The sequence below is a fragment of the Bacillus sp. FSL K6-3176 genome (genome assembly GCF_038003325.1).
GTDB classification, from domain to species: domain Bacteria; phylum Bacillota; class Bacilli; order Bacillales; family Bacillaceae; genus Bacillus; species Bacillus altitudinis.
The window spans coordinates 542,874-562,700 of sequence record NZ_JBBOOX010000001.1; the positions used below are offsets into that span (position 1 = coordinate 542,874).

Annotated in this window: 25 protein-coding genes; 12 read left to right on the plus strand and 13 right to left on the minus strand. The window is 40.5% G+C overall.

The window, feature by feature from the left end; genetic code table 11:
* The first annotated feature begins 354 nt into the window (after positions 1–354).
* On the plus strand, positions 355–558 hold the full coding sequence (locus MHB38_RS02695) for a cold-shock protein (protein WP_003214229.1): 204 nt from the start codon (positions 355–357) through the stop codon (positions 556–558).
* Between the two features lie 277 nt (positions 559–835).
* Here MHB38_RS02695 and MHB38_RS02700 read toward each other — a convergent pair whose 3' ends face one another.
* Both MHB38_RS02700 and MHB38_RS02705 read right to left on the minus strand, forming a co-directional pair.
* Positions 836–1,297: a CarD family transcriptional regulator gene (locus tag MHB38_RS02700; RefSeq protein WP_202734688.1), complete on the minus strand. Its 462-nt coding sequence runs from the start codon at positions 1,295–1,297 to the stop codon at positions 836–838.
* 250 nt (positions 1,298–1,547) lie between these two features.
* The gene (locus tag MHB38_RS02705; protein WP_202734687.1) at positions 1,548–2,597 is read right to left on the minus strand and encodes an NAD(P)-dependent alcohol dehydrogenase; all 1,050 of its coding nucleotides are present in this window, start codon (positions 2,595–2,597) and stop codon (positions 1,548–1,550) included.
* Between the two features lie 223 nt (positions 2,598–2,820).
* Between MHB38_RS02705 and MHB38_RS02710 the strand changes: the two genes are divergently transcribed.
* A complete protein-coding gene (locus MHB38_RS02710; RefSeq protein ID WP_202734686.1) occupies positions 2,821–3,192 on the plus strand; it encodes a MerR family transcriptional regulator in 372 nt (123 codons plus the stop codon).
* Positions 3,193–3,263: 71 nt separating this feature from the next.
* Here the strand turns inward: MHB38_RS02710 and bglS are convergent, their stop codons facing one another.
* Positions 3,264–3,995 carry a beta-glucanase gene (bglS, locus tag MHB38_RS02715; RefSeq protein ID WP_007496444.1) on the minus strand — a complete coding sequence of 244 codons (732 nt, stop codon included), beginning with the start codon at positions 3,993–3,995 and terminating at the stop codon, positions 3,264–3,266.
* Between the two features lie 244 nt (positions 3,996–4,239).
* Positions 4,240–4,950 carry an alpha/beta fold hydrolase gene (locus MHB38_RS02720; protein WP_202734685.1) on the minus strand — a complete coding sequence of 237 codons (711 nt, stop codon included), beginning with the start codon at positions 4,948–4,950 and terminating at the stop codon, positions 4,240–4,242.
* Between the two features lie 214 nt (positions 4,951–5,164).
* Here MHB38_RS02720 and MHB38_RS02725 point away from each other — a divergent pair, with 214 nt between their 5' ends.
* The 6 genes from MHB38_RS02725 to MHB38_RS02755 all read left to right on the plus strand — a co-directional run bounded on the left by MHB38_RS02725 (position 5,165) and on the right by MHB38_RS02755 (position 11,604).
* Positions 5,165–5,737, plus strand: a complete 573-nt coding sequence (locus MHB38_RS02725; protein WP_202734684.1) for a TetR/AcrR family transcriptional regulator — start codon at positions 5,165–5,167, stop codon at positions 5,735–5,737.
* Between the two features lie 79 nt (positions 5,738–5,816).
* Positions 5,817–7,256, plus strand: a complete 1,440-nt coding sequence (locus tag MHB38_RS02730; protein ID WP_202734683.1) for a DHA2 family efflux MFS transporter permease subunit — start codon at positions 5,817–5,819, stop codon at positions 7,254–7,256.
* A gap of 190 nt (positions 7,257–7,446) precedes the next feature.
* Positions 7,447–8,340 (plus strand): alpha/beta hydrolase, encoded by an 894-nt coding sequence (locus MHB38_RS02735; protein WP_007496440.1) that lies wholly within the window; start codon positions 7,447–7,449, stop codon positions 8,338–8,340.
* Positions 8,341–8,487: 147 nt separating this feature from the next.
* Positions 8,488–8,865 (plus strand): MmcQ/YjbR family DNA-binding protein, encoded by a 378-nt coding sequence (locus MHB38_RS02740; protein WP_007496439.1) that lies wholly within the window; start codon positions 8,488–8,490, stop codon positions 8,863–8,865.
* A 111-nt stretch (positions 8,866–8,976) separates the two neighbouring features.
* Positions 8,977–9,738 carry an SDR family NAD(P)-dependent oxidoreductase gene (locus MHB38_RS02745; protein WP_017366677.1) on the plus strand — a complete coding sequence of 254 codons (762 nt, stop codon included), beginning with the start codon at positions 8,977–8,979 and terminating at the stop codon, positions 9,736–9,738.
* A gap of 717 nt (positions 9,739–10,455) precedes the next feature.
* Positions 10,456–11,604 (plus strand): type II asparaginase, encoded by a 1,149-nt coding sequence (locus MHB38_RS02755; RefSeq protein ID WP_007496435.1) that lies wholly within the window; start codon positions 10,456–10,458, stop codon positions 11,602–11,604.
* A gap of 35 nt (positions 11,605–11,639) precedes the next feature.
* On the opposite strand, the gene MHB38_RS02760 is transcribed toward MHB38_RS02755, so the two are convergent.
* The 3 genes from MHB38_RS02760 to MHB38_RS02770 all read right to left on the minus strand — a co-directional run bounded on the left by MHB38_RS02760 (position 11,640) and on the right by MHB38_RS02770 (position 13,330).
* A complete protein-coding gene (locus MHB38_RS02760) occupies positions 11,640–12,533 on the minus strand; it encodes an alpha/beta fold hydrolase (RefSeq protein ID WP_017366679.1) in 894 nt (297 codons plus the stop codon).
* 56 nt (positions 12,534–12,589) lie between these two features.
* Positions 12,590–13,042 (minus strand): MarR family winged helix-turn-helix transcriptional regulator, encoded by a 453-nt coding sequence (locus MHB38_RS02765; RefSeq protein ID WP_007496431.1) that lies wholly within the window; start codon positions 13,040–13,042, stop codon positions 12,590–12,592.
* 102 nt (positions 13,043–13,144) lie between these two features.
* The gene (locus MHB38_RS02770) at positions 13,145–13,330 is read right to left on the minus strand and encodes a hypothetical protein (protein ID WP_024719177.1); all 186 of its coding nucleotides are present in this window, start codon (positions 13,328–13,330) and stop codon (positions 13,145–13,147) included.
* 137 nt (positions 13,331–13,467) lie between these two features.
* Between MHB38_RS02770 and MHB38_RS02775 the strand changes: the two genes are divergently transcribed.
* Together MHB38_RS02775 and MHB38_RS02780 are read left to right on the plus strand one after the other, a co-directional pair.
* A complete protein-coding gene (locus MHB38_RS02775; RefSeq protein WP_017366681.1) occupies positions 13,468–14,073 on the plus strand; it encodes a TetR/AcrR family transcriptional regulator in 606 nt (201 codons plus the stop codon).
* A gap of 31 nt (positions 14,074–14,104) precedes the next feature.
* Positions 14,105–15,307: an MFS transporter gene (locus MHB38_RS02780; RefSeq protein ID WP_025206810.1), complete on the plus strand. Its 1,203-nt coding sequence runs from the start codon at positions 14,105–14,107 to the stop codon at positions 15,305–15,307.
* Between the two features lie 236 nt (positions 15,308–15,543).
* Here MHB38_RS02780 and MHB38_RS02785 read toward each other — a convergent pair whose 3' ends face one another.
* Both MHB38_RS02785 and MHB38_RS02790 read right to left on the minus strand, forming a co-directional pair.
* The gene (locus MHB38_RS02785; protein ID WP_007496425.1) at positions 15,544–15,960 is read right to left on the minus strand and encodes a hypothetical protein; all 417 of its coding nucleotides are present in this window, start codon (positions 15,958–15,960) and stop codon (positions 15,544–15,546) included.
* Positions 15,957–16,397: a LytTR family DNA-binding domain-containing protein gene (locus tag MHB38_RS02790; protein WP_046342767.1), complete on the minus strand. Its 441-nt coding sequence runs from the start codon at positions 16,395–16,397 to the stop codon at positions 15,957–15,959. The genes MHB38_RS02785 and MHB38_RS02790 overlap by 4 nt, the downstream gene beginning before the upstream one ends.
* A 161-nt stretch (positions 16,398–16,558) precedes the next feature.
* On the opposite strand from MHB38_RS02790, the gene MHB38_RS02795 reads away from it, so the two are divergent.
* A complete protein-coding gene (locus tag MHB38_RS02795; RefSeq protein ID WP_202734709.1) occupies positions 16,559–17,347 on the plus strand; it encodes a GNAT family N-acetyltransferase in 789 nt (262 codons plus the stop codon).
* Here the strand turns inward: MHB38_RS02795 and MHB38_RS02800 are convergent.
* Positions 17,339–17,812 (minus strand): GNAT family N-acetyltransferase, encoded by a 474-nt coding sequence (locus MHB38_RS02800; RefSeq protein WP_099496344.1) that lies wholly within the window; start codon positions 17,810–17,812, stop codon positions 17,339–17,341. The genes MHB38_RS02795 and MHB38_RS02800 overlap by 9 nt on opposite strands.
* 51 nt (positions 17,813–17,863) lie before the next feature.
* Here MHB38_RS02800 and MHB38_RS02805 point away from each other — a divergent pair, with 51 nt between their 5' ends.
* A complete protein-coding gene (locus MHB38_RS02805) occupies positions 17,864–18,133 on the plus strand; it encodes a YesK-like family protein (protein WP_017366688.1) in 270 nt (89 codons plus the stop codon).
* A gap of 12 nt (positions 18,134–18,145) precedes the next feature.
* Here the strand turns inward: MHB38_RS02805 and MHB38_RS02810 are convergent, their stop codons facing one another.
* From MHB38_RS02810 to MHB38_RS02820, 3 genes are all read right to left on the minus strand, one after another.
* Positions 18,146–18,670, minus strand: a complete 525-nt coding sequence (locus tag MHB38_RS02810; protein ID WP_017366689.1) for a GNAT family N-acetyltransferase — start codon at positions 18,668–18,670, stop codon at positions 18,146–18,148.
* On the minus strand, positions 18,667–19,062 hold the full coding sequence (locus tag MHB38_RS02815) for a VOC family protein (RefSeq protein WP_008346708.1): 396 nt from the start codon (positions 19,060–19,062) through the stop codon (positions 18,667–18,669). The genes MHB38_RS02810 and MHB38_RS02815 overlap by 4 nt, the downstream gene beginning before the upstream one ends.
* Positions 19,063–19,130: 68 nt before the next feature.
* Entirely contained in the window at positions 19,131–19,754 is a 624-nt protein-coding gene (locus MHB38_RS02820; protein WP_019743583.1) for a GNAT family N-acetyltransferase, read from the minus strand.
* Positions 19,755–19,827: the final 73 nt, after the last annotated feature.

Genomic DNA, 19,827 nt, shown 5'->3' on the forward strand with positions numbered 1-19,827 from the left:
AATGACATCAATTTTCTAATAGTAAAGTAATGTTTCTTAATCTTTATTTTTAAATAAAACTGACAGATGTCTGAAAAAAGGTTTGCGTTATGAACTTATTTATTCCATTCATGATTGAACGCCCATTTTGAAGAAAAAATATTTTAAAGTCAGAGAAGAACAAAATTGAACATGGTCGTTGATTTTACTCTTTTAAATCCTAAATTGCAATAATTTCCGATTCATGTTACAATAAGAATAATTATTTTTGTTCGGCGTAAAGGATAGCATGAAGAAAGACTTTTCGTCTTGAGGGTACTTTGGGCAAGGATAGTATAATACATTGTGTGGTAAACGCACGAGGAGGCAACAATCATGGAACAAGGTACAGTAAAATGGTTTAACGCAGAAAAAGGTTTTGGATTTATCGAACGTGAAGAAGGCGACGATGTATTCGTACATTTCTCAGCTATCCAAGGTGACGGATTTAAATCTTTAGACGAAGGTCAAAAAGTAACTTTTGACGTAGAGCAAGGTTCTCGTGGAGCTCAAGCTGCTAACGTTCAAAAAACTGCTTAATCTTCATTTTTAAAACAGGTTCTCTGTAGAGAGCCTGTTTTTTTGTGTTTTCATTTATTTCTGCAATAAAAAACCCTACTCAACGTACAAGTAGGGAGATGTTACAAGGTAATCGTAAAAAAATTCATGCTTCAAAGGTTTATCAACAGTATAGCATATTGGATTTACAATATGCGGAATTTGCCTAAATAAATTCTTTTTTCTTTACTGGTCGAAGATAGAGGGATTTGTTCGTAGAGAAAATGTATTCAAAAAATGGGGAAGCAGGTAGACAATATTAGCAGAAACTCTTGATTTGTTTTTCAGTGATTCCTTTGATGACTTCTAGCTCACTAAGCAAATAACCATGAGCATCGTCAAGCATTTTCTTTTCGCTTGCATTCAGTTTTTTTTCTTTCTTCATCCGCATGAGATCACGTACCACTTCAGCGCCTTCTAGTATGTGGCCCGTTTTTATTTTGTCTGTGTTGATTTTATATCTCTCTTTCCATGGCAATAACTTATCTGATGTTCCATTTTGGAAAGTGTGTATGATGTTCTTTAAGGCAAGTATATCTGTAACTGGTCTTATCTTTGACCTTGACATCTTCCTTGTAGGAATCATCACTTTCATACGGCTAACGGCCATCTTAATGACATAATACGATTGTTTTTCATCAGAGAATTCTTTTTCTTCTATGGCTTCAATTATACCTGCTCCGTGCATTGGATAAACAATATTATCACCAATTTGAAACATATCATCCGCCTCCATATCATGTATCTACTTTAAGGGTACCACATTTAGAGGTAAAATAATCAAATTTTTAATAATAACATGTTTATTTATTTTCTGTCAATAAATTTGGTTCTAAAAAAGTGAGATTTTTTCATGAAAATTTCGGGTGGTTTTTGATCATATCCTCAAGAATCCTTGCTACAAGAAAAACAGAATATCCATCATTAAAAAAAGACCAGACATTGAGCTGGTCTTTCCAAATAGAATCCGATCATAATGTTGAAATATCAATCACAAATCGATAACGCACATCACTATTTAGCACACGTTCATATGCTTCATCGACTTGGTTTGCGTTGATCACTTCAATTTGTGGTGCGATCTTGTGAGCAGCTGCGAAATCGAGCATTTCTTGTGTTTCTTGGATGCCACCAACGAGTGAGCCGGCGATGCTGCGACGCCCCGTAATTAATGAAAACACATGGAAGTTGTCTGGCTTTGGTGGTGCACCGACGTTCACTAATGTTCCGTCAACACGAAGTAAGGACAAATAGGCATCCACGTTGATATTGGCAGAGACGGTATTGAGAATGAGATCATATTGACCGGCTAGTGTCTTAAACGTATCAGGGTCACTTGTAGCAAAATAGTCACTTGCACCAAATGATAGTGCCACTTCTTTTTTATTCAAAGAGCGGCTTAATACTGTCACTTCAGCGCCAAGTGCGCGTGCAAATTGAATGGCGACATGACCTAGACCGCCCATTCCGACAATCGCCACTTTTTTGCCAGGCCCAGCCTTCCAGTGTTTTAACGGAGAATACGTTGTGATGCCGGCACAGAGAAGAGGGCTGGCGACATCGAGGGAGAGCTGGTCAGGAATATTGACAACAAATCGTTCTGTCACAACAATTTTCTGACTGTAGCCGCCGTAAGTTGGTTCTCCATCATAATCGAGGTTATTATAAGTTTGAACGACTCCTTTCTTGCAATATTGCTCATCTCCATTTTGGCAATATTCACATGTACCGCAAGAATCGACAAAACAACCGACGCCTACACGATCACCAATGTTGAATTTCGTGACAGCATCCCCTACAGCTGAAACAACTCCAGTAATCTCATGACCCGGAACCATTGGGAAAATACCGCCGCCCCATTCATCAAAGGCACTGTGGATATCTGAATGACAGATCCCGCTAAACTGAATATCAATTAAAATATCATGTGGACGAAGTGCTCTTCGTTCAATGGTTGTCCGTTCAAAGTTTGCTTTTGCATGGGAAACACTTAAAACGTTTGATTGGTGCGTCTGACACATTCTTGATCATCCTTTCAAAAGTAAGATTCGGTCCTTCCTCTATACTGTACGTCTTAAAGTGAACTTTAAGTCAACATAGAACCTTCAGATCGCTTGAATTCAGGCTATAGTATCAGGCTTGAATCAAGATTTGAGCCAAAAGTATCTTGTCTTCTCGATTAAAATGGAGATGATGGGAAAAGGGAGATCGTCAAGTAAGAGAAAGAAGAGAAGGGTGAAAACAATGAAAATAGCACAAGCCGCCAAGCAGCTCGATTTATCTACTGCTACGCTCAGGTATTATGAGAATATAGGTTTAATTAGACCGATCAGGCGTGATGAAAATGGTGTTCGTGATTATACAGAAGAAGATATTCAATGGATAGAATTTATTAAATGTATGAGAAATGCGGGTCTGTCAATTGATGCTCTTAGAGAATATACGGCTTTATTTATCGAGGGAGAGGATCGTACATTGTCCTCAAGGAAGCGTATTTTGGTCAATGAGAGAGAAAGACTCGTAGACAAACAAAAGGAAATCGAAGAAACGATTAAACGGTTAGATTACAAGATTGAAAGTATTAAGATATTATCCACAGTTACGAACAAAAACTAGTTCATCAATTAAAAACGAGCTCTATTTAAATGAAGAAAAACCTGTGACTTGTCACAGGTTTTGTGATGTGGTTATCTTTTTGTGTAACGTACCCAATTGTAATGAGCGTAAAGTGGAGTAACACCGTTGTAGGAGCCGAGCCATTCATCGACACCTGCACCATTCCATAAGTTCATCATAATCTTTCCTGGTGTTTGAGGGATTTGAGTAGTAGCCGTATGTTTTAATTGACCGTCCACATACCATTTAATCGAGTTAGGCTGCCAGTCGAACGCATATGTGTGATAAGAGTTTGCTGCATCAAAACCAAGGTTGACGATTTTTTCATGATTTCCGACACCATTGGTATAATAGTTGAATTGTACCTTCGTGGTATCTTTTCCGAGAAACTCAATGTCAATCTCATCCCAAGGTGTACCATCCGTCGGTCCAGTATAAGTAAAGAACGAAGATACGATCCCAACATTTTTGGCTGGTTTCATGCTGACTTCATAAAGTCCATAGCCATATGTTTGAACGGAGCGGTTTTCCCCACAGTCAAACTTATTATACGAAGGACTAGTGAGCGATAATCGCATTTCCCCTAACGACGTCATGGAGACATTGTTTGCGCGCCACGTACAGTTAAACATATTTCCGTTCGAGTACCCATCAGCTTTTTGCCATAACCCGGTATTGTAATTGTTAAAGGGTTCATAGAATGATCCACCAGTTTGTGCCGAGGCACCAGCTGTAAATGTGGACAAGCTCAAGCATAACCCAGCGACAAGCAGCATCAGCATCCGTTTTACACGATAAGACATATAAGCATTCTCCTCTCCTTTTTGGAAGCGCTTTCTTAATTGATCATACATGATTCTTGTAAAATGGAAAATCGGTCTAATTTCTGATATTAAGCAGTTGAGTTTGATAGAATCTTCTCTTATTTCATGGGAATTGAGGTATCAATAGAAAAGGATCAAAAACGCCAGTAGTGATGATTGGGTTTTTCATCCTTTACATATGTTTTCTCTTTTTCATCCCAAAATATTTATCTTATGCTGTTTACTATCTTTCTGTAACTGCGATATCTAATAAACAGTCCACAAGCTCTTTTTTTCTAGAATAGAAAGGGAAATGATCGGCATCAAGGGTATAGATGCGCTCAAAAGGTTTAGTGGCATACATTTGTCTTTGCAAGTCAATCGGAATGGAGCGATCATTTGTTGTTTCAATATAGACACTGGGCACTCTTCCAAATCTTTCATTGGTTAATGAAACTTGATCTTCAAAAGGCTGAACAGGCTGTGGACGTATTTTCTTTTTAAACAATTGCAGATCTTCCTCCGAACTTTCGTTGAGCATATCCTTCGCAATGAATTCTTCCATTAATGTGATGGTCTGATTCTTTTCGTCAAACGTTGCTTTAGGACCGCCTGATGCGATATCACTAATAGCTTGTCCGTTTTCAGGAACAAATGCACAGACATATACTAGTTTTTTGATCTTGTCTGGAATGTTCTCAGCTACTTGTGAGATCACCATCCCGCTCATACTGTGTCCAACTAAAATGACGGGTTCGTCTATTTTTTCAATCGTTGTGACGACTTTGTTTACATAGCTCTCTAATGATACGTCCTGTGGAGGCGTGGCGTCTTCGCCACTGCCAGGTAAATCAATTGCTATCACTGTATGACCTTTCTGTTGAAGAGAAGGTTTTATTTGGTCCCAGCACCAGCTTCCTTGGAATGCACCATGAACGAATAGGAATGTATTCAATCCAATCACCTCTATCACTTTTTGTAACCATTATAGTTACAACAGGTGTATCAGTCAAATGATAGTAAAAATCGCCAGAAAAGAATGATTGACAAAGCGGACAGTTGTCCGTAAGATAATACCGGGACAATTGTCCTAAATGAAACCTAAAGAGCCTTGAATCAAAACATACAAATAGATGTGATGTGGATGAAGCTAGAGAAGGTGAGGTAGCATGGAAAAGGATATTGGAAAGGAAATTGAAGAGGTCGCTTTCTCTTTGTTTCAAGAGTTTGGTGTAGAGAATGTCAGCATGCATAAAATCGCAAAAACAGCTGGTGTTGGTCAAGGGACCCTTTACCGCCGCTATGCAAATAAAAGTGATTTGTGTCTCTCTATTCTTGGTGAGAGATTTGAACAGCTGATCCCTGCTTTGCATCTTTACTTAAATAAAATAAGTGATCAGCCGGTTCAAGATCGTTTGCAATATGTTCTCGAGGAGATCCATCTCATCGTTGGTCATCACTTAGACTGGATTCGGATGCTGACGATCTCTGGAAATTTAGAGCAGACAAGTAAGGTGTATGATTCTCATTACAGTCAATCACTCAAACAAATCATTCGTGATTTGCTCGAGGAAGCGAAAGTAAAAGGAGAAGCGAACATACAAGACATTGAGTTGACGACATTATGTATGTCCTCTCCAATGACGCCTGAACTCATGTTTTATATTCATGAATCCGGCTACTCAATTGAAAAAATTGCACAATTCGCTGCGGAAAGACAGGTTTTGTCTGTCTTTTCCTAGACATTGAAGTGGCTCATTTCTGTCCAGCCTAACTACTTATGGTTTATCAAAATTGAAAAAGAAAAGGAGCCAACTTAATATGAACAAACAGCAAACAGCAGCTTCCGACATTCGAACGCTGCCCATTATTATTTCATTTATCACAGCTGGATTTATTGGACTGTTTAGTGAAACGGCACTCAACATGGCGCTGAGAAGTTTAACATTAGATTTTGGTATTGAAGCAACGACTGCTCAGTGGCTTACAACCGGCTATTTATTAACACTAGGGATTCTTGTTCCAATTTCAGGCCTCATTCTTCAATGGTTTACAACAAGACAGCTTTTCATCACCTCACTGGTCTTTTCGATCATCGGTACATTTATTGCGGCCGTTGCACCTGTCTTCAGTATTTTAATGGTGGCACGTGTGGTGCAGGCAGTAGGAACAGCCTTGCTTCTTCCATTGATGTTTAATACGATTTTGGTCATCATTCCACCTCATAAAAGAGGTAGATCAATGGGGATTATCGGTCTTGTCATTATGTTTGCCCCAGCAGTGGGTCCAACGGTCTCTGGTCTCATTCTTAAATCGTTAACGTGGCATTGGATTTTTTGGATTTCGCTTCCGTTATTGGTTGCTGCACTCGTATTTGGGTATATTTTTATGCAAAATATTACGGAACCCACAAGACCGAAAATCGATATTTTATCGATTGTGCTATCAACCATCGGTTTCGGTGGAATTGTGTATGGCTTTAGCAGTGCTGGTGAAGGCGGCGGCTGGAGCAGTATGCATGTGATTGTGGCGATTGTTGTAGGTGTCATTGGCATTCTTGTGTTCTCCCTAAGACAGTTAAACATGAAAGAACCGATGTTGAATTTAAGCCCATTTAAATATCCAATGTTTGTGATCGGGTTACTTCTGATTTTAGTGTGTATGATGGTGATGCTGTCTGCTATGATGATTTTGCCATTATATCTGCAAACGTCCTTGGCACTGTCTACATTTACAGCCGGTTTAATGCTATTGCCAGGTGGAATTATCAATGGACTGCTATCGCCAATCATGGGTGGGCTTTTTGATAAATTTGGGCCGAAATGGCTTGTCATCCCAGGTCTTGTCATCGTTGCAGCGACCATGTTTGGCTTCACGAACTTAAGTATGAATACGTCAATCGGTTATATCGTGACGCTTCATATTACGTTAATGGTTGGGATTGCGATGATCATGATGCCTGCCCAAACAAACGGTTTGAATCAGCTGCCGCCAGAGCTATATCCGCACGGTACAGCGATTATGAATACATTGCAGCAAGTGTCAGGAGCGATTGGGACTGCGGTTGGTATCTCGATCCTTTCATCAGGAGCGCGCAGCTTTATGGAAAATGTGGCTGAACCCGCAAATCCAGTCAATAAGCTACTCGCCTTTACAAATGGCGTCCAGCATGCCTTTATCTTTGCTGTCATTATGACAGTGATTGGCTTGGTGATTGCTTTCTTTATTAAACGAGTGAAAGTCGAACAACAAGTATCATAATATATGAAAAGCACTGAGGACTTAGCGCCACAGTGCTTTTTTTATTTATTCATAGGGGTGAATGTTTGTTTCAAAGGAGCTAAAAATGGGGAGATAGATAAAAAGCAACGACTCTCTGACGACATTGAAGGAAAAGACGAAATTCGTAACGAATGGATAGAGATAAAAGAATAAGATAGGAGCTGAGATCATGAACTTAGACGAACAAATCAAAATGGCTGAGTCATTACGTCAACCAGCTGAAGATTCATTAGCTGGTCAATCAGAATTAAAGCCAGTCCACCCTCCTGAAGTGAACAAAATGGAATATGATATCCCAACTGGTGCTGGTGAAACAAAGGTGTGGGTATTTAAACCTGTGAAAACATTGAAACAACCCCTTCCTGTTTTCGTGAATTTGCATGGGGGCGGTTTTATACTTGGAAGTGCTGAAATGGATAATCACTGGTGTCCGGTCATAGCAGATCGTGCGGAGTGTATCGTCGTCAATGTGGAGTATCAGCTGGCACCGGAGCACCCTTTCCCGGCCGCTCTTCATGAATGCTACGATGTGATGAAATGGTTATATGAACATCCTGAAGAACTACAAATAGACCCAAATCGATTAGCCATTGGTGGACATAGTGCAGGTGGGAATTTGGCAACAGCGGTTTGTTTGCTTGATATCCAAAAAGGGAACAAACTTCCGATTGTCTATCAAGTGCTTGACTATCCGCCGCTTGATTTAGCTACTGATCCAGCACAAAAGCCAGCGTTTGAAGAAGCAATTCCAGTTGAATTGGCGAGACTGTTTAATGCCTTCTACCTGCAAGGTCAAGACCCGCACAATCCGCTCGTTTCTCCGGTCTTTGCAGAGAGAGAAGTGTTAGCACAAATGCCCCCAGCTCTTGTTATCACAGCTGAGAAGGATTCACTAGCTGAAGAAGCTGAGCATTATGCGGACAAGTTAAAAGAAGCAGGGGTAGATGTCACATACAAACAATTTAAAGGAGTCCCTCATGCGTTCACTCATGCCGGAGACTTAGAGATAGCTGAAGAGGCTTGGCATCTGATGAGCGATCAGCTTAAGAAGGCGTTTGAATAAGAAATATTCGGATATCAGTAAAAAGCACAGACTTTTTTTCTGTGCTTTTTTTGTTCTTGCTGACGTCTTGAAAAGAAGTGTAGATACAACAATCACAGCAGTCGATATAATAGAAAGATAGAAGACATCTAAAAAGGAGCTAATAGAATGAAAAAAGAGACACTACAGGCATTTTGTCTTTCTTTACAAGGAGCAACCCACGACTATCAACCTGAGTGGCAGGCAGATCGTTATCATATAGGTGGAAAGATGTTCGCCATGATGGGGGGAGACGTCGATCGCAAGCCAGTCATCACTTTAAAATGTGATCCGCAACGCGCTGAAGAATTAAGAGAAATGCATGAAGGAATTATTCCCGGCTATTACATGAATAAGACGCATTGGAATTCTATTTATCTTGATGCAGATATTCCATCTTCATTTGTCGAAGAGCTAATTGAACATTCCTATCAACTGGTTTTTCACAAATTAACAAAAAAAGCTCAGCAGGCTATTCTCCAACATGATTCAAAAGAAACCAATTAAAAGCTGAACGTTCAGTTGTTCATGTCTCTTTGAATCTCTTCAAAATTGACTAGAGTCACATGCTCTCGCTATACTTTAAACAGCTAGAAGATACGAATAGGGGGATATACAATGGGCTATACAGTCATTACAGGAGCAAGTTCAGGTATTGGATATGAAACGGCTTTGGCCTTTGCAGCAAGAGGAAAAAATCTGATCTTAGCTGCACGCCGGCTTGATAAACTCCAAGAACTGAAAGAAAAGATTCTAGAAACATATCCCGATATTCAAGTGAAAATCCAGTCTGTTGATTTAACAGACAGAGAGCAAGTGTATTCTTTCTATGAGTCATTAGCTGGTGATGAGCTGGATACGTTCATTAATAATGCTGGGTTTGGCCATTTTGGTTCAATAGGAGAGCAGGATGTGAAAAAAATCGGGGACATGCTTCATCTCAATATTGAAGCGTTAACAATTTTATCCACTCTGTTTGTCCGTGATTATGAGCAAAAAGAGGGGACACAGCTAATCAATATCTCTTCAAGAGCGGGTTATACCGTCGTCGGAAATGCTGTCACTTATTCAGCCACGAAATTTTATGTGAGCGCCTTTACTGAAGGACTGGCCCTAGAATTGAAAGAAAAAGGAGCCAAATTACAGGCAAAAGTATTAGCGCCTGCTGCGACAGAATCGGAATTTGCAAAGCGTTCATTAGATGTCGATCAATTCGAATATGAAGGCACTATCAAGAAATATCACACATCAAAAGAAATGGCAGCGTGCTTGCTTGAGCTTTACGACAGTTCAAAAACAGTTGGTATCGTTGATGGGAAGACATTTGATTTTGAATTGAAGGACCCCATCTTTTCACACGCTGGCACAAGCATGAAATAAAAAGTTCCAATCAATGAGGATAGATTCTCTTAGTGATCAGCAGGTCACCGAGCCGAAAGATGTCTTGGATAATGTGGAGCACTGTCAACACATACTAGAATAGATAAAAACACCTACACATTAGGTGTTTTTTTTATGCTTCTTTGATGAATGAAAGAATCGCAGGTCCAGTAAATGAGACTGCTGACAATCATGATCGGAAGGGATGTGGAGCTCTCAATTCCATCCATAACAAAAAGCATGACAATCATTGCTATCAGTAAGTAAGCCGCTAAATAAAGAGGATGAAAAGCCTTGGGCTGTAAAGAAAACAACAACTGTAAAGGTACCGCAAAGATGAAATAATAAACAAAAAAGATGGGAGTGTAAAGCATCATAAACGCAGGCTCGCCCTGAATCGGTGGATACAAACATACGAACAAGCTGAGTAAAATGGAACTGAAGAATAGTGTGAGTAGAATTTTGTAAAATGGTTGAACGGAACGCACTGTATGTACTCCTTTTTTGTAAGATTTCCTATATTTTATCATAAATGGGTTGAGAACGATTTCTGAAGTCAATTTAGGTATTATGGTATAAATAAATTTTGATAATAGTGTCCTTTTTCCTTTATTTGGTTCTGTGACTTTCACCTCATGCTGATGAATGAAGGAATGGTATAAAGTAAACCCTATAGACAGATAATTATTCATCACATTTAAGAAAAGAGATGATCTTATGAACGTAACAAAATGGTTTGGTGCTGCCCTTCTTTCTGTTTCACTATTGGTGACCGCAGCTTGTGCGAACGATAGCACTCAAGAGAATAATCAAAGTAATCAAGAAAGCACTACCAGTGAAACAAAAGAAAAAAACACGGCTGTTGAGACAGGGAATAAATCTTTATCCAATATTAAGGTGCTGGCAACAGGCGGAACGATTGCCGGTAGTTCAGACAGCAATACAGATACGACTGGATATAAATCTGGTGCACTTGGAATCGATAAAGTCATTGCTTCCGTACCACAGCTGAAGGATATTGCAAATGTCACGGGTGAGCAAGTAGCGAACGTCGGCAGTGAAAATGTGGATAACGCTCTGCTTTTAAAATTAGCGAAACGAGTCAATCAGCTTTTAAATGATGATCAAGTGGATGGCATTGTGGTGACACATGGTACAGATACATTAGAAGAAACGGCCTATTTTTTACATTTGGTTGTAAAAAGTGATAAGCCAGTGGTGGTTGTGGGTTCCATGAGGCCGGCATCTGCCATTAGTGCGGATGGCCCGCTTAACCTGTATCATGCAGTGAAAATTGCTTCGACAAAAGAAGCCAAAGGCAAAGGTGTAATGGTGACATTAAATGACCGAATTGCCTCTGCTCGTTTTATTACGAAGACAAATACCACCACAACCGATTCGTTCAAGTCTCTTGAGCAAGGGTACATTGGAGAAGTGGCGGGTGAAGTTGTCTCTTTTTATAACGAACCGACAAGAAAACATACAGCTGACAGTGAATTCGATATTTCAAAGCTAAAAGAACTGCCGCAAGTGGATATCTTATACGGCTATCAAAATGATCAAAAGTATGTGTATGATGCTGCGGTTAAAGCAGGAGCGAAAGGCATTGTCGTTGCCGCCGCAGGAAATGGAACGATGTCAACAGAAGCGATCAATGGGGCAACAGATGCTGTGAAAAAAGACGTGGTGATTGTGAGGTCAAGCCGTGCAGGAAATGGCATTGTCACACATGAAAAAATGGATGATGAACATCATTTTGTCTCATCGGATTCATTAAATCCACAAAAAGCACGCATTCTACTCATGCTGGCTCTGACGAAAACAAAAGATCCAGATAAAATTCAATCCTATTACGAGCAGTATTAAAAAGAAAAAGACCCGACGTATCATTGGGTCTTTTTTTATATGTGTACCTGATGTTCAGCCCGTTTTTTTAAAGAGAGTAAAATGTCTCTCCAAACATCATCTATATCAGTAAGAAAATGTCCTGCTTGCTCGATATAGTGCGTTTTGGCGTTTGGAATGTTGGGAGCAATGCTTTCTATCTCTGCAAAAGGGGCCATCTGATCCTCTTTTCCATGCCAGACATCCACAGGGATTTGTATATCTTTCATATCGAATGCCCATGACCGTGAGAGTAAATCTGGTTCATGAATACATTCATCAACCGATTGACGAGTAGCTTCGTATAAATGCCGCATCATCAGCTCCAGTTGCTCATCGGTTTGAAGAAATTGCCGATCCGATGGATGTAAATGTTTGTTCCCTTTTTTCGTTAGTTTCTTGAATTTCTCTGGTTTCTTTTCAATGAGTTTTTTCTGAGCGCGATAACTTGCCTTTAAGAGCCAAGGCATTCTTTTACTGAGGAAAAAGGCAATCTTGTTCTCCTTTAGCATACTTTTAGGCGGTTTACCATCCTGAAATGGGGTGGTACTTGAGACGAGAGCAGCTGAAAGAATGCGGTCTGGCAATTGATAGGCACAACCAGCAGCGAATGCCCCGCCTCCAGAGACACCAATCACTGAAAAATGGGAGATGTCAAGATGATCGGCCACTTCCTGTACGTCTTTTGCCCAGTCTAAAATAGTGCGGTTCGGTTGCGGATCAGATAAACCAAAACCAGGTCTGTCTAAAGAAATAAGACGAATGCCAAGCTCTTTTGAGATTGGATCATCATCTAAAAACATCACTCTCGATCCAGGTGTCCCATGAAAAAAGAATACTGGGAATCCTTCAAGATCACCGTATTGAGACAAACCAATATGACGTCCATCTTGCAAATGAATCCTGTCCATTTGATCATCCCTTTCATCGTTTATCTAACTTACATATTCATGCATGAAACGCCAGGTTAAGGCGTTTCTTTCGCAATTTGATAGATTTTTTCGTAAAGCGATAATAATGTTTTTAGATCTTCTTTTGAAAGCTGGGCATAGTATTTTTGAATAAGATGCAGCTGAATTTTTTCAATATCTTTATGATAGTCATGGCCCTTTTGAGCAAAATCAACAATGATTTCTCTACGGTTATGTGGATTAATCTCTCTTTTCACATATCCAAGCTGCTCAAGCTTTGATATGAGCTGGCTAGCGGCACTAGATGAAATGGAGAAATAATCAGCCAGTTCATTGATTGTTCTCGTCTTCGACCGCAGCAATTCAAGGGTCAGTTCTTGTTTGCTTGTTAAATCTGCATACTCATTTTTTAAGAATCGTTGATACTCTTCTACATAGATAGAACCTAGTGCATTTGAGTACTCAATGATTTTTTTGCTGTAATGAATGATATCCTCATCCAATGACATCACCTCTTTTCTCCTATATTATATGCGATCTTAATATTTAAGTGAAGTTAAATGTTAAGAAAAATTAAATAAAAGGAGGATAGACTACTGAGAAAATGACCTCTACCTCCACTTTCTCATCAACAACGGACAAAGAATACTTCCTGTTATCCCTAAGCATTCATAAAACATAGTTGGTTTGATTTTGAACATGTAGTAGGCTAAGGTGGCAATGAATAGATCATAAAAGAAAAACAAGTATACGTCCTTTTTGGTGATGGCATAAATGATCGTTTTGTTTGTTTTCACTGAGATTCACTCCTTAAGAAGTCGATGACTTTTTCATTGTATTATGGGCGATCTCCATTTATAATAAAAAAATAAACCAACTGGTCGGTTTTATTTGTCCATGTGAAGAAAAGCAAGGTAGAAGGGATTGTTCATAGATGACAAGTGCACAGAGCGGGGCTGGAAAAAGTGAAAAGACGAAGCAGAAAATTGTCACCGCTTCACGTGATTTATTTGCGAAAAAAGGATATTCGGAAACTTCCGTGCGAGATATTCTAGAGGCAGCTGAGATAAGTAAAGGCAACCTTTATCATCATTTTAAAGGAAAAGAGTTTTTGTTCCTTCATATTATGGAAGAGGATCATCGATTCATGATGGAGACGTGGCATGAAGAGAAACAAACGCTGCACCGGGCCATTGATAAGCTCGCAGGGTTTGCAGAGCTACTTAGTCAAATGGGGATTAACTATCCTTTAATGAGAGCAAGTGAAGAATTCTGTGCCAGTGCATTTACATCAGATGAAGTCATGGAGCGGCTGAACAAGATTGATGTAGACTTTGATGATGTGATGAGAGACATCCTGCTTGAAGGAAACGAAGATGGCAGCTGGTCGATTCAGCATGTTGAATCAAAAGTGAAAATATTACTTTCTGTATTTTATGGATTAGACGTGTTATATAAAAATGACACGATGCAGCAGAAAAAGGAATTACAAAAAGAGGCGATCTCATTGTTTATTCACGGAACCAACCATCATGAGTAACAAGTGAGTCAGTAAAGGGGAAACAAACATCATGCAAAAACCGATTCGTGAGCAAAAAGCCGTACTTGTTATTTTATTAAGTAATATATTTATTGCGTTTTTAGGTATCGGTCTGATTATACCTGTCATGCCGCTCTTTATGAATGTCATGCATTTAACGGGCAGTACGATGGGATATCTTGTGGCGGCGTTTGCCGTTGCACAGCTTATCGCATCACCTATTGCGGGAAGATGGGTAGACCGATACGGAAGAAAGATCATGATTGTGTCAGGCCTTTTTCTATTTGCGTTATCAGAACTCGTTTTTGGCTTAGGAACACACGTATATGTTCTGTATTTTGCAAGGGTTCTTGGCGGTATTAGTGCAGCATTTATCATGCCGGCTGTCACTGCCTATGTCGCTGATATCACAACCGTTCAAGAAAGATCAAAGGCAATGGGGTATGTATCCGCTGCTATTAGTACCGGCTTTATCATCGGCCCGGGAATTGGTGGATTTATTGCAGAATATGGCGTTCGCCTGCCGTTTTTCTTTGCAGCAGGGATTGCATTTATTGCTGTGATTTCGTCTATGTTTATGCTGAAGGAACCATTAACAAAAGAAGAGCGAGAGAAACAAATGGATCAAGTGAAGGAATCGACCTTCTTTAAAGACTTGAAAAAATCGATTCATCCAAGCTATCTCATCGCCTTCATCATTGTGTTTGTGCTGGCGTTTGGACTATCTGCATATGAAACGGTCTTTAGCTTGTTTACAAATCACAAGTTTGGATTTGGTCCGAAGGATATTGCGATTATCATTACCGTCAGTTCAATTGTAGCCGTCATCATCCAAGTCCTTGTGTTTGGTAAAATGGTGAATGCGCTTGGGGAGAAACGAGTTATTCAACTATGCTTGATTGTTGGAGCAGTTCTCGCTTTTGTTTCCACAGTCGTGTCAGGTTTTATGGTTGTGCTGATCGTGACGTGTGTGATTTTCCTTGCGTTCGATTTATTGCGCCCTGCACTCACGACCTTCTTATCAAAAATCGCTGGCAATCAGCAAGGATTTGTCGCAGGGATGAACTCTACCTACACAAGCCTTGGTACGATTTTTGGCCCGGCACTTGGCGGCATATTATTCGATCAAAATATTCATTTCCCATTCCTGTTTGCAGGTGTTGTCTTATTTCTTGGATTGGGCTTAACCCTTATTTGGAAGGGGAAGGCGACAGAAGAGGCATCAGGAGAATAATAGAAAAGAGACCTTTCAAATAAGGTCTCTTCAGCGTGTAGACAAACCCTCGCATTCGTTGTCAGTCCTGCGTGCTGGTGCTCACGAATGTCAAATTCGCTCCGCGCCAGTACTCGTCCTTCCTAGGGCTGCAAAGGTTTTCTATCACGCTGAAAAGAAGACAAAGGGCTAAAATCAAGTTCATTTTAGCCCTTTGTCAACAATCTGAAGAGACCTTTCAAATAAGGTCTCTTTTTTTAAGGCTGCGGCTTCAGGTGATTCAGTGCCTGCGCCAGTTTTTGATTTTGTTGCTTTTTGTAAAATAGAAAGGCGATGATATGGCCTACTAATGTGAGAAAGGCAATACCGATAAAATAAGGCATGATCCATTCGAGCAGTGTAGTCGAATATAAAGCGACCGCTCCTACTTGAAACCCTAAATTGACGACAGTGGAGATGAGAATGTTGATGGGTGCTGGGAAGGTAAAGTAATTCCATAGTAAAGGATACATGACCCCAAAGACGATGCCTGCCAAAGTCCCGATGGCAATGATGTGCCACACGTAATGAAAAGAGATAGAGGATGACCATTGAGTGATGGACAGGATGAGTGTCAGCCATACGATAGAGACAAAAGCTGTTTGCATAAATTGATGTTTTAGTTCCTTGATCATTTGAATCGCTCCTTTATATATTTGGCGTAATGACGACTGACGGTGTAGCTGTTTTTCGAGATGGTTTCGACCTCTAAGCGAGCGTACGTACCAGCGACAAAGCTGTCGACTTGCGCTAAATTGAGAATGACTGCATTGTTGATACGATAGAAATGTTCACGCTCTAACGACTTCAGATCCTTCAGCCGTTTACTGAGAAAATACGTCGTACCTTGAGTCGTGATCACCTTTGACAGATGTCCAAGCGCAGAGATCGCTTCAATTTGTTCTAATGGTAAAAGAGACTGCCGATCATTTTTTGGATCTTTGACCGTTAGAGATGTACTAGTCTCCAGCATTGATGCCATCTTTTGTAAACGTTCTTGATTATGTGGATGGCTGATGACGTCTACTTCCGTAACATCCTTTTCTTGATTCCAGAAAAAACGAAATTTCATTCATAAACCTCCTCTCACAATGAGCATAGCAATAGATGAAAGCGAATGCGATTGAATGTTGCCTTGATGCAGAAGAGTTTTTTTTGTTGCAAAGATTCACCGCGTGTATGCGGCTTTCCTTTATAATGAAAAGATACTCGTTCGTGAATGGAGGAATGATGTTGTATCTTGTAGATCAACAAAGGACAGGAGCGGTAAAAGAGGAAATTCGGCGGATTGATCCTGCCTATCCAGTGTTCGTAGATGCGATACTCGATGGGGTGATACAAGGAGATTTATATGTGGATCACCGAGATCACCCGTGTGTCTATTTTGTAGGGACAACAACCGGCATTTATTATGTCGCAGGCAGGACAGAAGCAGCACTCTCATTATGTTCAACGTTCATTGTGGATGTTTATAAAAAGCAGAAAAGAGAGAACGGACGTTTCACTTTGTTTTCAGCAAATCCAGCATCAGATGAGATGATGAAAAAATGCTTCGGTTCCCAACTGAATGAAATGAAAAGACATGCGTATTCTTATGACTTGACCTCTCCTGATCTGATTGTGCCTGATCAAGATGAAATGATTAAACGCACGAATGAACAAGTCATTGCCGCTAGCAAAGTATTCCCATCCAGCTATTATGAAGCATATTGGGGAGGAGTAGATCACTTTTTATCTAATGGCGTCGGAGTTGCCATCTTAAATGGTGAAGAAGTGGTCAGTGAATGTATCTCTATTTTTTCAAGTGAAAAACGTGTGGAAATCGATATTTGGACAGATGAAGCCTGCCGTGGAAAAGGGTTGGCTTTGTTAGCAGCTCAGCAAATGATCAGCATCTGTGTTGAAAAAGGGAAGACACCGCATTGGGATTGCGATGTCCATCACGCAACCTCGGCCAAATTGGCAGAGAAGCTAGGTTTTCAGTGGACAAAGACGTATCGCTTATTTTATGCCTCACGCTGAAAAGGTTTTGAGATACCAAGCATCCATGGCAGAATGCTCTGAGCCTTCAATTGGTGCAGGAAGAAGAGAGAAGTCATACTGTTGATAAAGACCAGTAGCAGCTGTTAATTCACTGCGGGTTTCTAAATAACAAGCATCGTAGTATGTAGCAGCATATTGCAGGGCCGTATCCATCAGTTTCTTGCCCGCACCTTTGCCTTGTGCTTTTGGGCTTAAATAAAGCTTTTGCAGCTCACAAATGCCATCTGTGAAAGGGGCAATGCCAACGCCACCAACAATTTCACCATGTTCTTCGGCAATCCAATAGGCTGCATGAGTCAATGATTGATAGTATTCGAAAAGCTGATCAAGGTGCGGGTCTGTGTAGGCTGTACCTTCAATCGCAAGATTCGCTGATTCTAATGACTGGCGGATAATGGCCGCGATAAAAGGATTGTCCTGCTTTTGAATCGGTCTAATATTCATTGGAAAAACCTCCGTTGTCATAGGATAAAAAAGAAAAGGAGTTGATGCGATATGTTCTGGCTGCAAACCGCTATTTTTACTGTCATTGTGCTCTGTCTCTCGTGGTGGGCGGGAAAAAGACGTAGGCATCGCCATGCCAGGCTGATTGTCCCGATATGTATCACTATGTTTGGATTGCTCTTATTGATCGGCAGTTTCTTCATTGGCAGATGGGAAGGGATGGCGCTCAGCATATCAAGCGTCTCTATCGTTCTCTCTTCTATCATTTGTTTGATCATCGTTACAGGGCTTCATTTGTTAAAAAAAGATGACCCTTCGTAGGCTGGGACATCTTTATGATTTGATTCTATCGTATTCCTCACGAAGGATGCCCATCATGATGACATCCGAATAAGCACCGTTGAAATAGAGCGCTTGACGTCTTTTTCCTTCATATTGAAATCCGGCTTTCTCATAGCTTCGAAAGGCTCGTGGGTTATGGGAAAAAACTTCAAGCTCAAGCCGATTGAGTTCTAACGTCTCAAAGGCAAATGTTTGAACCATCCGAACAGCCTCAGTGCCATACCCTTTGTGAAAATGCTCTGGACCATGCAGCGCAATGCGGAAACTTGCCGTATGGTTCATCGGATCAATATCCACAATCGCCGCATCCCCGATCATTTCTTTCGTGTCTAGCAGACAAATAGCAAAGTCTCGTCTACTGTCATCCTGCAGAAAACGGGTATAGGCTGAACGAATTTCTTCTAGTGTGAACGTTTTTCGTGTGCCAGTCATATAAAGTGTTTCTGCATGCTGGCATCCTCTATGAATACCAGGATAATCTTGCTCTTCAATCGGTCTCAAAAATAATCGAGTCATGATGGATCAGCCTCCTCTATATATCGGGAGATTTCAATTAAGTTCATATCAGGATCACGGATATAAATGGATTCAATCGGACCTAATGCACCAGAACGTCTGACCGGACCTTCTTCAATTGGAACAACCTGCTTTCGAAGATGAAGCAATAAACTGTCTATATCTAAATCGGTGATAAAACACAAGTCAGCAGATCCAGGCTGGGGATGAGCAGCTTTTGGTTCAAATTCATGACCCGCTTCATGAAGGTTGATCTTTTGTAAGCCAAAACGAAGGGCTTTACGGCCTTCTCCAAAAGTTTCTTCCTTCATTCCTAATACGTTTGTATAAAAGCGAATGGTTTCCTCCATATGTTGAACAGTCAACACGATATGATCAAGTCGTCGTATCATCAGTCTCTCCTCCAAGTATGATCATTGTTTGAACTGCTTCTATTATATCATCCCTTGAAGAAGATACCTTATTTGATCACGGTTTTATAACTCCAGCTTTCTAGGGACATGTCATCTCCGTGCAGTACTCTCTCATCAAACTCCGTCCACCCATTTTTTCGATAGAAATGACGATTGGCCTCGTTGTGTGTAATCAGTGTGAACAGTCCGCCGCCTTGCCGGGCGATAAAGGGGAAAAGACATTGCTTTAACATACGGCTTCCAAGTTTTTTTCCTTGTTGGTCTTTTGCAACGACAAGAGCTTCTAAATACCAGTAAGGTTTCTTTAAGGAAGAACACGCTTTTTTTGCCTCCTTTAACATACGGAACACATGCTGAATCGCCGATAAGCCACCAGTAAAGAGCAGCTTTAACCCACCTGACAACACATAATCCATGAGTCCTGGCTCAGGAAGACGCGGATGCTTTAACAAGGCGGCAGACACAATTTTCTCGTTCTCAACCCCGACCAAACAGATTTGATGCTGAAAATATACCTTTGTGTTGACCAAATGCAGCTGACGAGCGAAAGCAGAACGCTTGGTCACCTTTTCGCATAATAAATCAAAAAATGAATAGTTCTGAAACGAATCATCTAACAACGCTGCCACTTGAGGCAGTTCATCCTCTCTGGCAAGTCTGAAATGAAGCATATGATGGTCCTCCTTTTTTGAACAGATATAGATTATTGGACATGTGTCTATTATAATAAGAGGAAAACAAACC

Bases quoted from the DNA above. Each gene is read 5' to 3' on its own strand.
- MHB38_RS02695 (WP_003214229.1), top strand. From the start codon at position 355: ATGGAACAAGGTACAGTAAAATGGTTTAACGCAGAAAAAGGTTTTGGA.
- MHB38_RS02700 (WP_202734688.1), bottom strand. From the start codon at position 1,297: ATGTTTCAAATTGGTGATAATATTGTTTATCCAATGCACGGAGCAGGT.
- MHB38_RS02705 (WP_202734687.1), bottom strand. From the start codon at position 2,597: ATGTGTCAGACGCACCAATCAAACGTTTTAAGTGTTTCCCATGCAAAA.
- MHB38_RS02710 (WP_202734686.1), top strand. From the start codon at position 2,821: ATGAAAATAGCACAAGCCGCCAAGCAGCTCGATTTATCTACTGCTACG.
- bglS (WP_007496444.1), bottom strand. From the start codon at position 3,995: ATGTCTTATCGTGTAAAACGGATGCTGATGCTGCTTGTCGCTGGGTTA.
- MHB38_RS02725 (WP_202734684.1), top strand. From the start codon at position 5,165: ATGGAAAAGGATATTGGAAAGGAAATTGAAGAGGTCGCTTTCTCTTTG.
- MHB38_RS02730 (WP_202734683.1), top strand. From the start codon at position 5,817: ATGAACAAACAGCAAACAGCAGCTTCCGACATTCGAACGCTGCCCATT.
- MHB38_RS02735 (WP_007496440.1), top strand. From the start codon at position 7,447: ATGAACTTAGACGAACAAATCAAAATGGCTGAGTCATTACGTCAACCA.
- MHB38_RS02740 (WP_007496439.1), top strand. From the start codon at position 8,488: ATGAAAAAAGAGACACTACAGGCATTTTGTCTTTCTTTACAAGGAGCA.
- MHB38_RS02745 (WP_017366677.1), top strand. From the start codon at position 8,977: ATGGGCTATACAGTCATTACAGGAGCAAGTTCAGGTATTGGATATGAA.
- MHB38_RS02755 (WP_007496435.1), top strand. From the start codon at position 10,456: ATGAACGTAACAAAATGGTTTGGTGCTGCCCTTCTTTCTGTTTCACTA.
- MHB38_RS02760 (WP_017366679.1), bottom strand. From the start codon at position 12,533: ATGGACAGGATTCATTTGCAAGATGGACGTCATATTGGTTTGTCTCAA.
- MHB38_RS02765 (WP_007496431.1), bottom strand. From the start codon at position 13,042: ATGTCATTGGATGAGGATATCATTCATTACAGCAAAAAAATCATTGAG.
- MHB38_RS02775 (WP_017366681.1), top strand. From the start codon at position 13,468: ATGACAAGTGCACAGAGCGGGGCTGGAAAAAGTGAAAAGACGAAGCAG.
- MHB38_RS02780 (WP_025206810.1), top strand. From the start codon at position 14,105: ATGCAAAAACCGATTCGTGAGCAAAAAGCCGTACTTGTTATTTTATTA.
- MHB38_RS02785 (WP_007496425.1), bottom strand. From the start codon at position 15,960: ATGATCAAGGAACTAAAACATCAATTTATGCAAACAGCTTTTGTCTCT.
- MHB38_RS02790 (WP_046342767.1), bottom strand. From the start codon at position 16,397: ATGAAATTTCGTTTTTTCTGGAATCAAGAAAAGGATGTTACGGAAGTA.
- MHB38_RS02800 (WP_099496344.1), bottom strand. From the start codon at position 17,812: ATGAATATTAGACCGATTCAAAAGCAGGACAATCCTTTTATCGCGGCC.
- MHB38_RS02805 (WP_017366688.1), top strand. From the start codon at position 17,864: ATGTTCTGGCTGCAAACCGCTATTTTTACTGTCATTGTGCTCTGTCTC.
- MHB38_RS02810 (WP_017366689.1), bottom strand. From the start codon at position 18,670: ATGACTCGATTATTTTTGAGACCGATTGAAGAGCAAGATTATCCTGGT.
- MHB38_RS02815 (WP_008346708.1), bottom strand. From the start codon at position 19,062: ATGATACGACGACTTGATCATATCGTGTTGACTGTTCAACATATGGAG.
- MHB38_RS02820 (WP_019743583.1), bottom strand. From the start codon at position 19,754: ATGCTTCATTTCAGACTTGCCAGAGAGGATGAACTGCCTCAAGTGGCA.